Source organism: Natrialbaceae archaeon AArc-T1-2, from assembly GCF_030273315.1.
Classification (GTDB): Archaea; Halobacteriota; Halobacteria; order Halobacteriales; family Natrialbaceae; genus Tc-Br11-E2g1.
The window spans coordinates 838,703-850,992 of the sequence record NZ_CP127174.1 but is presented as its reverse complement, the minus strand read 5'-3'; the positions used below and the strand labels follow the sequence as shown (position 1 = coordinate 850,992).

Below are 12,290 nucleotides of genomic sequence, written 5' to 3'. Positions count from 1 at the left end.
GGACTTTCCGAACTCTCTCATACTGACTGCTGTCAGTCCGTTCCGGGACAACCGTGACACGTCTGGCGGTTGCCCCGGTAACCAGTTACAGCGATTCGTCTCAAGCGAAGCCGGTGACAGTTCCCACGGTCTCCGAGCCGGTCGATCGCGACTGGCATGGACTCGTTTGGGCGGACGGGGGCGATGTCAGCCGTCTGGCTGCCAGTTAGTGCCAACCGTCGTACTTCTCGGCGACGAGCGTCTCGACCTGATCGAGTGACGGCGCCAGCGGTGCGTGCTCTTCTCGACCGCTCGCGAGCGAAACCATAACTTTTCCCCAAGTGTTTCCGGCACGGAAGTCGGCTCGAACCGTCGTCTCCTCGAGGACCATCGCGAAGCCACTGTCCGCGACGTCCAGCCCTCGACTGACAGCGTACATCTCCCCGTCCTCGACGAGTTCGCGTTCGCGTTCGAACGTGGTCACGAACTCGTCGTACGATCCGATCGTCCCGACGTCGATTCCCGCGACGACGCCGAACTCGCCCTGACGGTAGACGCCGGAGCGAACCTCACAGAGTACGTCAGGACCAGCTACCACCTCGTACTCGAAGTGGTAATCGCGTCTGTTGACCTCGCCCCCGTCGGTCGTTTCCTCGTTGAAGGTCGTCCACTCCGATTCGGGAAGGTCCGCCGGCGTCAGCAGGAGGTCTTCCGGCGACACGTCAGCGTACGGTCGGTCGTCGGCCGAGTCGCCGGACCCGGATCCGGATGAACCGTCGTCCTCGTTCGAAGGATCGGCCGTCTCGCCGTTTTCGTCGTTCAGTCCGGCCACGTCGAGACAGCCGGCCCAGAGTGCCGTCCCGATTCCACTCGCCAGCGAGAGGTACGTCCGCCGGTTCATAGGGTTCGCTCACGAAGTGATCGTATACTAATTTTGTTATGGTTGCCAACGCTCGAGACCGAGTGACAGCCCACCGGTGAAGCGACACCCTTAAACGGAAGACACTCGTCGTTTCACGTGCGGGACCGTGGGGTAGTGGTATCCTCTGCGGATGGGGTCCGTAGGACCCGAGTTCGACTCTCGGCGGTCCCATTCAACGTTTTGCCGGATGAAAATTACGACAGGGAGAGTACTCTGTCGTCTCAAAATTCTCTTTGGCGATAGGTGGACTAAACACCCGTGTTTAAGCAGGGGTGGTCTGCGTGAGTTCCGATGCCGAGGACCTCCCGCCAGCGGTCCACATGTGTCGATTCTGTGGGTTCGCAATCGAGGAAGTCGGCCAGGAGTGTCCCGCGAAAGACGACGGGGTGTGTCAGCCATGATGCGCCTCGAGGTCGATCGTGACCCGCGGTGCTGTCGCTGCTGTGGCTCGCACGTCACGCCCGAGTTCCGGCGGTCGCAGAGAGACGATAACGACGTCGCCCACCGCTGTCCCGAGTGCGATACGCTCGAGCGAATTGCGAAGGGAAGTGCCGCCGGTCTATCGGTTACCCATCCCGACCCACTCGAGGAGTACCCTCGAACGTTCGCGCGCGGCGGTCACTGACGAGGGTGAGCAGCCGTGACGACCGGCTACGTCGTCAACCTCGAGAACGGTCACACGGGGTACGCGGTCGACCGTGACCCGGATCACCCGTACAACCAGCTTTGTTTCGAGTGCTCGAAAGCGGGTAGTCGGTGTGTCTGCGGTGCCGCGCGGGATGGTTCGACATGAGCGAGCAGCCCTCGAGCGAGAAACGCGAGATTACCGTCGCCGTTGCTGATCGTGTCGACGACCGTCGAGTGGTCCGGCTCGAAACGCTATAGCTTCCAGCTCCACAGGACCCCGACTCATTCTGCCGAGGACGGGGCGCTGTTGGCACGTCTGCGGTCTTTCTTCGGTACACTACTGCAGAGTGAGGTACGTACAGTAGTGTACTGTCGACGCCCGCTTAGCGACGATGCGAGTGGCCGACGTAGAGCGCAACGAGGTTCGCTACGAAAAGCCCGAGAAACGTGACCGTCTCGGCGGCATCTGAGAGCCCTGTCACGAGCAACGGGACGTACAGAAAGGGAAGGACGATCGCCATCCAGAAGCTCATGACGCGGACAGGCGTTGCGAGTCCGGGAGCGATCCGCTCGAGTGTCTTCCGATCGGACGTATCTTCGTCGCGAGACGACGTCGTTCGTCGGTCGTGGGTGGTGGAACTGGACATCGTGGCTTCGTGATCTGCTCGTTCGAAAGCCGATGGGATATAGACGGTCGAGCGTTTCGTTCGGTTGTCCCGAGTTCATCCGGTTGTGTCGGTCTAGAACGTTCTAAGGCCCTGGCGAGTCCGACGCCCTCTTGAATCTGCGGTCTTCCCGTCGTATCGGTTTTCGCAGTCGATCTATGACCGATCGTGCCGTTGCCCGCACGTGCCGTCTTCGGGGTCCGGTTACGGCTTGCCGGTGGCGATTAGGGAACCTCTAATGCTCTCGATCGGCGCCACCGAGTGAAAAGCGAAACACGCGAAACGAAGAGCGGAGAACTGATGACCGGAACCGGGACGAGTCCGGCTCCGGCCAGCGAGAGCGCCGCGAGGGCGCTACATCAGGTAGAAGATGGGGAAGAGGAACACCCAGACGATGTCGACGAAGTGCCAGTAGAGTCCGAAGAACTCGACCGGCCGCTCGTCATCGAGGTAGGCGTCGACCGTGATGATCCGATAGAGCATGAAGCTGGCGATGAGCACGCCGAAGATGACGTGTAGACCGTGCAGACCGGTGGTGAAGTAGTACATCGAGTACTCGACGCCGTTGAACCAGAACTCACCCTCGGCGAACTTGGCGCTGTACTCGTAGGCCTTCACGCCCATGAAGGTAAGCGCGAGCAGGATTGTCGCACCAAGGAAGCCCAGCAGCCCCTTCTTGTTGCCACGTTCTGCCATTACCAGCGCCATGATGACGGTGAAACTCGAGGTCAACAGGACGTACGTGTTCAACAGGCCGGGCCAGGCCGCCGGCGGGATGGTCTCGAAGTTACCCCAGCCGGCGTGGATGCGCATGAACAGATACGCCCCGATGACCGCGCCGAACAGGACGACGTCGGATGCGAGGAAGACCCACATCCCGAACTTGGTGTCGCCCATGCCCTCGAACGGCCAGCGCTCGGCCACGCGTGGTTCGGGCACGTTGAAGTCCTCGACGCCGAGCTTGAAGAGGGTGAATCCGAGGGTCAACACACCGAGGACGGTGATCGCGGGGTAGAGATACCCGATCTCACCGGCGGTAGTGATCGAACCGGGATCGGGGTGATACGGCTCGATAAGCTCGACCATCGTGGGCGTCAGCCCGGCCAGCCCGAGGAACAGCAGGAAGGTTCCGACTGCGATGCCGAACGGCCAGATGCTTGCGTGGTCGGCGTGTTCTTCGTGTTCGACGGCAGCGGCGTCGCTTGCCGTCGCCGTCCCGCCGTCGGTGGCGGGCGTGTCGTCGACGAACTCGAGTTTGCCACTCGCGTAGGAGGGGCGGCCGGGCCAGTTCTCGAGCGGCGGCGGTGAGGAGACTGCCCACTCGGCCGTCCGGGAGAACTCCCAGGGATTGGCAGGCGCATCGGGGCCCCAGCGGAGGCTGTGGACGAGCGTTACGATCGCCAGCACGACGCCGGCCCCGAGGACGAACGCGCCGACGGTCGAGATCTGGTGGTAGAGGTGCATGCCCTCCGCGTAGTGGAAGACACGGCGAGGCGTCTCCCAGGCGAGGAACATCGGGAAGTACACCAGGTTGAACCCGACGAAGTAGACGGCGAAGCTAAGCTTCCCAAGGAACTCGCTGTACATCTTCCCGGTCATCTTCGGCCACCAGTAGAAGACGCCGCCGATGAGAGCTGTCACCCCGGCGACCATCACGTAGTGGAAGTGTGCGACGACCCAGTAGGTGCCACGGAACTCGTAGTCGAGTACGACGGCACCGAGGAAGACGCCGGTGATCCCACCGAGGATGAACAACACGAGCGCGCCGAGGTTGAACAGGAACGGTGTGGTAAAGCGAACGCGCCCTTTGACCATCGTGTAGATCATCGCGAAGACCATCAGATCGAACGGCAGGGAGATCCCGATCGTCGTCGCCATGATCAGCGTCTTGACCTCGAGGTTGATGGTCGTCAGGAACATGTGGTGCATCCAGACGAGGAACGACTGGACCGTCACCAGCACCATCGCGATGATGACCCACTTGCGACCGACGAGCCGTCGACCACAGAAGGTCTGGAACGTCTCGAACATGACCCCGAGTGCGGGGAAGAAGACGATGTACACCTCGGGGTGGCCGAAGAACCAGAAGAGGTGTGCCCACAGCAGGCCCGATCCCTGATCAGTCGCGAAGTACTGAGTCAGGAGGATGCGGTCTGCCGACAGCATGAAGACCGCAGCGAGCAGCGCCGCGAACGCGAACAACATCATCCAGACGGTCAGCAGGATCGACCACGTGAACATGGGCATGTTCCAGAGGCCCATTCCCTCGGCTCTGTGACGGTGGATGGTGGTCATGAAGTTCACCGTCCCCATCGTCACTGAGATGATGAACATAAACAACCCGAGGATGGTCGCGTTCCCACCCGTCGTCGCCTCCATCGCGGGCGTGTAGGTCGGGACGTTAAGCGGCGCGTACAGCGTCCAGCCACCAGCGTAGGTCCCGCCCTGGAAGAACGATCCGATGACGAGGATAGCGGAGAACAGGTAGAACCAGTAGCTCATCGCGTTCAGTCGCGGGAACGCGAGGTCTTCCGCCCCGATCTGCAGGGGGATGAAGTAGTTCGCGAAGGCGACCCCGATCGGGGAGAAGAACCAAAACACCATCAACAGCCCGTGGGCTGTCACGAACTGGTTGAACATATCGCCGTCGCTCCCTTCACCGAGGAGGCCGGTTCCACCCGGCTCGAACAGGTGGTACCGGAAGGCAAGAGCGAGCACGCCGGCGATCAGTAGAATGGCGAGCGACGTCGCCAGATAGAGCTGACCGACGTCCTTGTGATTCGTGGTGACGAGCCAGCGTTTGATCGACGTCTTCGGCGGCAGGTCTTCACCCATCAGTCGTCACCTCCGTCGTTGGAATCGTCGTTGTCGTCGTCTTCATCCGTTTCTTCCTCTTCCTCTTCGTCGTCGCCGTCGTCAGCCTGTTCTTCGGCTTCTTCTTCCAGCCAGTCGTCGAACTCGTCTTGTTCCATCACGAGCATATCGGCTTCCATATCGGAGTGGCCGGGTCCACAGAGTTCGAAACACTCGATGGTGTACTCCTCACCGGGTTCGCTCGCTTCGAACCAGGTCTGGTCGTATTCACCCGGAATCGCGTCCGCTTTCACACGGAGCTCGGAGATGCCAAAGGTGTGCCAGACGTCAGTCGAGGTCACGTTTACCCAGACCTTTGTATCGGCTGGTACCCGCATCGGCTCAGTCACGGACGTCGTCTGGACTGTCGTGTCGATCTCGGTGTCGACACCGTCGTTGTAGTAAAAGTCCCAGTCGAACGCCCAGCCTTCGACCTCGACTTCGATCCCGTCATCTCCGGGGTTGTCGCCGGGATCCTCGACGTACAGCAACATCCCGTACGACCAGACGACGAGCGAGATAACGATTATCGCGCTCAGACCGAACGACAGGAAGAGCTTCTTCCCACCGACGCCACCGGTCGGTAACTCACCGACCGAAGGCAGGTCTTCACCGGCCTCGCGATCGTCCGAGTCCCGATACTTATAGGCATTGTACAACGTGTACAGTACAACTATGATGCCGACGAGCGTGCCGAGCCCGAGGAAGAGGAGGAACATCTCCTCGAACACGTCAACGCGTGTCTGCATCGGATGTATTTCGTTGAAGATCGTATTCACCTCGATTGTGAGCGTGTTATCTCGCCCATTCAGAGACTAGGTATTTATTTATTTTGGGACTCGGCTGCGAGCGTCGCCGCGCCGTACGGGCCTTCAACGGAGAATAGAATCTGTTTATCGTGATATTTGTCTTCATGTATTTTATATAAGAGTATGTTTACGATAATATCATATATACTAATCTAATTATAACACATATTATTATAACGAACATATTTCCTCTACTCATCCTCCGAAATACGATGTTGAGTGTATAAAATTGCTGGATTTTGAAGGTAGTACACGGATAATGTTAATTGATATAAACAGTACAATCCAACTCGAGATGTCGTCGGTCAGGACCATTCCCGTTCCAGTACCTATAGGTGCTCTCGAGTTCTCAGCTCACCCATGCCCGAAGAAGTCCTCTTCAAATTCGAAGGTTCGATGGACCGTTCGGAGATCGCCTCGTATCTGCGTACTGTCGCCGACAACCTCGAGCGCGGCGACGCGATCGAACTCGAATCCGGCAGCGAGTCGGTGACGATGGAGCCGCCGTCTCGTCCGACCTTCGAGATCAAAGCCGAGCGCGAAACCTCGAGCAGCGGCGGTCCTGCAGAGCTGTCCGTCGAGTTCGAACTCGAGTGGGACGACGGAGAGACCGACGGTGACGGCGGCGGCCTTAGCATCGAGTAACCACGCGGTCGGTGGTCAGACGGCGACGACCCACGCCCGAAACTCGTCGGGACAGTCGTAGACCCTCTGGAACGTGGCGTCGACGAACTGGGCGATCCGGTTCGGATCGGCCTTCGCGCTCACGCGTACGTTAACTCCCTCGGTACTATCGGAGCGAGTGATCTCGTCGATTTTGAACGCCGGAAACTCTCCGAGCAGGTCCTTGAGGGACTCGAGCTCCGCGTCAGTACAGTCGAGGTTGACGATCCCGTCGGCAAACTGAAGCCACGGCGCGTCGAGCTTGGGGTCGTCGCTCTCGAGCGTCTCCTTGTCGACTTCGATCGTCAGGAACGGACTGGCGCGGGTCCGGTGAGCCGTGATCGCGTCGACAAAGAGTTTTCGTCGGTCGGCAGGGTCAGCCGCGTCGAAGCGGGTCATACGTATCCGATCGGACGCGATTCTTTAAGCATTTACGTGACGGTTGTAAACGGTAGATCATGGCACAGCCACGACTCCTCATCCTCGGTGCGCCGGGGGCAGGCAAAGGAACACAGAGTGCGAACATCGTCGACGAGTTCGACGTCGAGCACGTCACCACCGGCGACGCACTCCGTGCGAACAAGGACATGGACATCTCGGAGATGGACACGGAGTACGACACCCCACGAGAGTACATGGACAAGGGCGAACTCGTCCCCGACGCGGTCGTCAACGCCATCGTCGACGAGGCCCTCTCCCAGGCCGACGGCTTCGTGCTCGACGGCTACCCCCGGAACTTAGAGCAGGCCGAGGAACTCGCGGAGATGACCGAGCTCGATCTCGCGCTGATGCTCGACGTCAGCGAGGAAGAGCTCGTCCACCGGCTGACGGGTCGCCGGCTCGACCCCGAGACGGGCGAGATCTACCACGTCGAGTACAACCCGCCGGAGGACCCCGAGATCGAGGAGCGACTCGTCCAGCGCGACGACGACGACGAAGAGACCGTCCGCGAACGCCTCAGCGTCTACGAGGAGAACACCGAGCCCGTGGTGGAACACTACGAGACGGAGGGACTGCTCGAGCGCGTCGACGGCGAGCAGGCACCCGACGAGGTCTGGGCAGAGGTGAAGGAAACGATCGAGAACGCGGCCTGAATGCGTCTCGACTGGGAACAGATTCTCAGACCAGCTGCGTCTCCCATCGAATGCAACGACCGGCGGGCGTAACAGCGCGACTGGAAACGACGGCCGCTGTCGATACTATCGTTATCGCTGTTTGACGTCGACCTCGTGGTGGACGACGTTGAGATACGTGAGCTGAGGCGGGAGCTGGTACCCTTTCGGGTAGATGTCGATATCGGCGAGATCTGAATCGTATCCGAAGTCGATACTTCCTTCGCCCCCCTGGGCGTGGATCGACGAGGCGACGATCGCACCGTAGAAATCGACGTCGGAGTGGATGCACACCTGCGAACTACACTGTCCCTCACCCGTATCGTGGACGACGTTTTCATCGGGGTCGTCATCGCCCGCGACGTAGATCGCTCCTTCGAACGTCGACGTCCCCGGACCGAGGCTTACGTGCGAATCAGAAGTACCGTAGATCTGTAGCTGGCTTGCGTCGGCATCCTCGGCAGAATCTGGACAATCGTTGACACAGGCGTCTTGGCTGCTGACGTCGACGTGTTCAGTCGTCCAGATACTAAACTCGTTGTTCGTGCCAGCAGGATCGACGTCGATGGCCGCGTCGTCGACCGTCACGTTCCCGTCGACGATGAGCGTCACGTTCCCGTCCTCGAGCTCGGCGGTAAGTTCTTCATCGAGATCGACTTCGTCTGCGTAGTACGAACCGCTTGTCAACGTGCCACCCTCATACGTTTCGAGATCCTCGTCGATGCCGCCTTCGTAGGAGCCGCTTTTGGCATCCTCGACCATCATCTCGATCATCTCGTCGAGTTCCGGCATCGGTGCAGCGTCCCAGTCGTCGTCACTGAGACCAGTGCTTCCCTGTTCGCTGAAGCCATCGTCGTCACCAACGATCAGTCCCTCTTCGAACGCTTCGTCAATCTCGACGTACCCGACCATGACTTCGACGGTTCCGGGCTCACCGTCGGCTTCGGGGTGTGTGACGTTTCGAACCGACGCGTCACCGGCCTGTCGTTCGAAGTACTCCTGCCAGCCACGGTAGTAGACGCTCTCGATCGTGATCGTCACGGAGTCGTCCTCGACGACAGTGGCGTTCCGGTGCGGATCGGTTCGGTCGTGTTTGATGGCGATCTCTCCGGAGCTGAGACTCGTCTCGCCGCTTACCGTCGTCACCGGAAACGAGAAGGTTTCGGTGGCGGAATCGTAGTGGACTGGTGGTGCGGAAACGAGCCGTGTCTGGTTGCCGGTTTCGTAGAAGACGCCGCCGGCCTGGTAGGCGACTCGAGTCCCGTCGTCTGCCTCGTACTCGATCGCACCGATAGAGAGATTCGTGTCGACGTCGCCGCCCTCGAGGTGGATGTTTCCGGTGTCTTTCTTCACGACTGCGCCGTGTTCGCCCGCGGCGAAGTCAAGCACTTCGGTCGTATCTCCCGTCGCGGCCGTCGACGCCATCGTCTGGCTCAACTCGACGAACGACTGTTCGATGCGTTCGTTTTCGGCATCCTGCTCGAGGCTCTCGGTCGTCTCCGCGGCGAGCATGAGGAGACCGACGGAAGCGATCGCGACGACACCGATCAGGAGCACGACGCCGAGGACCGCCGATTGTGCTCTCTCGTCGCCGCCCGACTCGGTATCCGCCGCAGTCATATCGAAGAGTATGACTGTCAGTGGTGAAGTATCGTTCGGTTATCGTCACCAGATAGAAAAGAGGGACGACTGCAGTTCAACTGGCCTGCCAATTCTGAGATAGATTATTTCTGTGACTTAATTCTATAACACCCAGGAGAAGATACTACGACATGGTTATAACCTGAGAGATGTATTCCTAGGGACATTAGTTCTCTACATCAACCTTGTGTTCGACAATGTTGAAGTAGGTGAGATCTGGAGGGAGGACGATTTCGTCAGTTGGTAACTTGGGATCGTGGTCCTCTAGATCCTCATCCCATCTCAGAGCGATATTCCCTTGGTCAGCGTTGATTAATGTTGGACCGGCAATGATTGCTCCTCCAATTTCTGTATTTCCACCATCAATACAAACGTCTGCATATTCGCCAGTCTCTTCTATTTCACAATCGTCCTCCTGATTACCAGAATAAGCAGTGTTGGGAGACTCATTAAGTGCTGCCTCATGCCGAGGTGCTAAGATTGTTCCCTCAAACTCGCTACCCTGCCCGCCAACGATCATTGATGATGTTCCATATATGCTTATATGTTGTCCATCTGGATCCTCAAATTCGAAATCGTCAGTGGCTGCAGTACCGTCAATAGTTAAATTTCCTGTTAGATAGATATCTAGTGATCTGCTATCTTCATATTCTTTAATTTCTAACTCACCATCGATATTGAGATCTCCATCAATCACAAGGGTGATATCACCTTCATCTAAGTTTGCCTCAATAGCATTTGCACCCTGACCATCAATCGTAACTCCATCATCTGCATAGTAGGTGTTCCCCCCTTCGAGGTTGTCACTGCCATCGAAACTTTTAGCCTCGCTATCTTTGACAGATTCATTCATTTTTTCGATAACTCTGTCGAGTGGTGGAAGTGTCTCATCGGGATCAATGCCAATAGCATCGTCTCTCCAATCCTCATCAATACATTCTTTGGCATCATTGTCAACACCCCCCTCGATTGCAACTGGACCAGCTATAATTTGATGTGCAGACTCGCATCGGAGATCAACGCCTGTTTCACCAACAGCATAGAGTCCCTGCTCGTAGGCACCTTTCAGGTCAGTAAGCCCAAGCTCGACAACGACCTGATCGTCCGTATTCTCGTCACAGGACTCCTGAATAGCGCCTGCCTGGGTCTGACCTCGGAAGTAGTTCTCCCATCCCACGCAGTAATCACTCGTGACGTTGATCTGGACGACGCTGTCTTCGATGCGAGTGAGATTTCGGTACGTCTCGGTGTCGGCGTGTGAGATCGTGACGTCTCCGGAGTTGATCTGTGCTTCCTCTTCGACTTCGACGATCGGGAACGAGAACGTGCTGGTGTCGTCGTGGTAGTGAATCGGCGGCGCGGTGACGACCCGCGTTTCGGTACCGGTTTCCCGGAAGACGCCGCCAGCCTGGTAGGCGATCCGAGTTCCGTCGTCGGCCTCGTACTCGATCGTACCGATCGAAATATTCTCCTCGAAGTCGGCGGGACCGTCGGCGCTGATGTTGATGTGCCCCGTCTCGGTCATCACGACTGCACCATGCTCACCCGCAGCGAAGTCTACGACTTCGGTCGTATCACCGGTCGCAGATGTCGTCGACATCGTCTGGCTCAACTCGACGAACGACTGCTCGATGCGCTCGTTTTCGGCCTGCTGCTCGAGTTCCTCCGTCGTCTCCGCAGCGAGCATGAGAATTCCGACGGAGGCGATCGCAACGACGCCGACGAGCAGGACGACGCCGAGCACCGCAGTCTGGGCGCGCTCGCTCGTCACTGTCTCTCCCCCTCGAGGACCAACTCGTTCATGTTCGTTGGCATGAATTACACTGGTATATATCAATCGGCCGTTTGACCGGCCGGCAGTCGGGTTGATGGACACCCGCCGCGTTCAGGCACACATCATCACGAGTCAACGGCCGCTTGAAACCGACCATCGGGACCGCTCTGGCGTCATTTGGGGTCGCCGGCCGTTGCGAGCCGACGTCGACGACGCCTGTACGCGCCGCCACGCGAAGAAAAAGGCTTGTATACCGGACGTAACCTAGTCCCGAACAGATGACGCGTACAGCGGAGAAGATCGACGCCCTCGTTCGCGAGGACGCCTCGATGGCCGACGCCCTCGAGACGATCCGCGAGACGGCCGACGAGAACGGCGGGGAGGTCGCGTGGGGCGACGTCAACGACGAACTCTCGAGTGGGCAGTGGGGCCGGCTGATCGAGAAGGGCGTCCTGGTCGACGGCGAGGAGGGGTTCGTCATCGCCGATCGGGAGGCCTTCGACGAGGCTCTCGACGGGGAGGTCGAGACCGGTATCCCGGACGTCGACATCGACGAGGAAGAATCGCAATGGTCCCAGTGGGACAAGATGGCGGCTGGCGGGGCCGTCCTGTTGATGGTCGGCTACTGGTTCGACTCGATCCGGGACACCGTCGGCGGGACGATCGACCTCCTGCTTGCACCACTCGACGCCGCGTTGCCGTTTTACGCGGTGATTCTCTCCGTCGCGTTGCTTACGGGGCTTTACTCGTCGCTGTTGCAGGCGAATCTGATGAATCCCGACCGGATGGCGAAGTACCAACAGCGGATGAAAGCCGTCCAGGAGAAGCGAAAGGAGATCCAGGAACGAAAGAAAGAGGCCAAAGAGCGCGACGCGAGCGAAGCGGAACTCGAGCGCATCGACGAGGAGATGGAGCAGGTCCAGGAAGAACAGATGGAGGCGATGGCCGAGAACATGGGGATGTTCAAAGAGCAGTTCCGGCCGATGGTCTGGATCATGCTCTTTACGATCCCGCTGTTTCTGTGGATGTGGTGGAAGATCCACGATCCCGGCCCACACCAGATCGAAGAGTCGGTGGTCATGCCCATGGTCGGCACCATCGAGTGGGGGTCGGGCGTGGTCGGACCGCTCCGGGCCTGGATCGTCTGGTACTTCCTGTGCTCGATGGGCTTTACCCAGCTGCTTCGAAAGTCGTTGAACATCAACATGACGCCCTCGACGAGCTGACGCCGACCGATCCACAACC

The 12,290-nt window shown here is 58.9% G+C and carries 10 protein-coding genes, 1 tRNA gene and 1 pseudogene; 5 read left to right on the top strand and 7 right to left on the bottom strand.

The window, feature by feature from the left end; genetic code table 11:
* Positions 1 to 205: 205 nt before the first annotated feature.
* Positions 206 to 880, bottom strand: coding sequence for a hypothetical protein (locus QQ977_RS04255; RefSeq protein ID WP_285927727.1), 675 nt, complete (start codon positions 878 to 880; stop codon positions 206 to 208).
* A gap of 121 nt (positions 881 to 1,001) precedes the next feature.
* Between QQ977_RS04255 and QQ977_RS04250 the strand changes: the two genes are divergently transcribed.
* Both QQ977_RS04250 and QQ977_RS04245 read left to right on the top strand, forming a co-directional pair.
* Positions 1,002 to 1,072: transfer RNA gene (locus QQ977_RS04250), tRNA-Pro, on the top strand.
* 226 nt (positions 1,073 to 1,298) lie between these two features.
* Positions 1,299 to 1,526: a DUF7563 family protein gene (locus tag QQ977_RS04245; RefSeq protein ID WP_285927726.1), complete on the top strand. Its 228-nt coding sequence runs from the start codon at positions 1,299 to 1,301 to the stop codon at positions 1,524 to 1,526.
* A gap of 385 nt (positions 1,527 to 1,911) precedes the next feature.
* On the opposite strand, the gene QQ977_RS04240 is transcribed toward QQ977_RS04245, so the two are convergent.
* The 3 genes and pseudogenes from QQ977_RS04240 to coxB form a co-directional block, all read right to left on the bottom strand.
* Positions 1,912 to 2,175, bottom strand: coding sequence for a hypothetical protein (locus QQ977_RS04240; protein ID WP_285927725.1), 264 nt, complete (start codon positions 2,173 to 2,175; stop codon positions 1,912 to 1,914).
* Between the two features lie 372 nt (positions 2,176 to 2,547).
* Positions 2,548 to 5,028 carry a cbb3-type cytochrome c oxidase subunit I gene (locus tag QQ977_RS04235; RefSeq protein WP_285927724.1) on the bottom strand — a complete coding sequence of 827 codons (2,481 nt, stop codon included), beginning with the start codon at positions 5,026 to 5,028 and terminating at the stop codon, positions 2,548 to 2,550.
* A 2-nt stretch (positions 5,029 to 5,030) separates the two neighbouring features.
* Positions 5,031 to 5,795: pseudogene (gene coxB, locus QQ977_RS04230) on the bottom strand (cytochrome c oxidase subunit II); the annotation flags it as partial.
* A 420-nt stretch (positions 5,796 to 6,215) separates the two neighbouring features.
* Here coxB and QQ977_RS04225 point away from each other — a divergent pair.
* Complete coding sequence (locus QQ977_RS04225) at positions 6,216 to 6,500, top strand: amphi-Trp domain-containing protein (protein ID WP_285927722.1); 285 nt, start codon at positions 6,216 to 6,218, stop codon at positions 6,498 to 6,500.
* A 15-nt stretch (positions 6,501 to 6,515) separates the two neighbouring features.
* Here QQ977_RS04225 and QQ977_RS04220 read toward each other — a convergent pair whose 3' ends face one another.
* Positions 6,516 to 6,917, bottom strand: coding sequence for a hypothetical protein (locus tag QQ977_RS04220; RefSeq protein WP_285927721.1), 402 nt, complete (start codon positions 6,915 to 6,917; stop codon positions 6,516 to 6,518).
* Between the two features lie 59 nt (positions 6,918 to 6,976).
* Here QQ977_RS04220 and QQ977_RS04215 point away from each other — a divergent pair, with 59 nt between their 5' ends.
* Positions 6,977 to 7,612: an adenylate kinase gene (locus QQ977_RS04215; protein WP_285927719.1), complete on the top strand. Its 636-nt coding sequence runs from the start codon at positions 6,977 to 6,979 to the stop codon at positions 7,610 to 7,612.
* Positions 7,613 to 7,723: 111 nt separating this feature from the next.
* Here the strand turns inward: QQ977_RS04215 and QQ977_RS04210 are convergent, their stop codons facing one another.
* Entirely contained in the window at positions 7,724 to 9,250 is a 1,527-nt protein-coding gene (locus QQ977_RS04210) for a DUF7289 family protein (RefSeq protein ID WP_285927718.1), read from the bottom strand.
* A 187-nt stretch (positions 9,251 to 9,437) separates the two neighbouring features.
* The gene (locus QQ977_RS04205; RefSeq protein ID WP_285927717.1) at positions 9,438 to 11,042 is read right to left on the bottom strand and encodes a DUF7289 family protein; all 1,605 of its coding nucleotides are present in this window, start codon (positions 11,040 to 11,042) and stop codon (positions 9,438 to 9,440) included.
* Positions 11,043 to 11,323: 281 nt separating this feature from the next.
* Here QQ977_RS04205 and QQ977_RS04200 point away from each other — a divergent pair, with 281 nt between their 5' ends.
* Positions 11,324 to 12,271, top strand: a complete 948-nt coding sequence (locus QQ977_RS04200) for a DUF106 domain-containing protein (protein WP_285927716.1) — start codon at positions 11,324 to 11,326, stop codon at positions 12,269 to 12,271.
* The last annotated feature ends 19 nt before the right edge of the window (positions 12,272 to 12,290 follow it).

Coding starts and splice junctions, on each gene's coding strand:
- QQ977_RS04255 (WP_285927727.1), bottom strand. CDS start 880: ATGAACCGGCGGACGTACCTCTCGCTGGCGAGTGGAATCGGGACGGCA.
- QQ977_RS04245 (WP_285927726.1), top strand. CDS start 1,299: ATGATGCGCCTCGAGGTCGATCGTGACCCGCGGTGCTGTCGCTGCTGT.
- QQ977_RS04240 (WP_285927725.1), bottom strand. CDS start 2,175: ATGTCCAGTTCCACCACCCACGACCGACGAACGACGTCGTCTCGCGAC.
- QQ977_RS04235 (WP_285927724.1), bottom strand. CDS start 5,028: ATGGGTGAAGACCTGCCGCCGAAGACGTCGATCAAACGCTGGCTCGTC.
- QQ977_RS04225 (WP_285927722.1), top strand. CDS start 6,216: ATGCCCGAAGAAGTCCTCTTCAAATTCGAAGGTTCGATGGACCGTTCG.
- QQ977_RS04220 (WP_285927721.1), bottom strand. CDS start 6,917: ATGACCCGCTTCGACGCGGCTGACCCTGCCGACCGACGAAAACTCTTT.
- QQ977_RS04215 (WP_285927719.1), top strand. CDS start 6,977: ATGGCACAGCCACGACTCCTCATCCTCGGTGCGCCGGGGGCAGGCAAA.
- QQ977_RS04210 (WP_285927718.1), bottom strand. CDS start 9,250: ATGACTGCGGCGGATACCGAGTCGGGCGGCGACGAGAGAGCACAATCG.
- QQ977_RS04200 (WP_285927716.1), top strand. CDS start 11,324: ATGACGCGTACAGCGGAGAAGATCGACGCCCTCGTTCGCGAGGACGCC.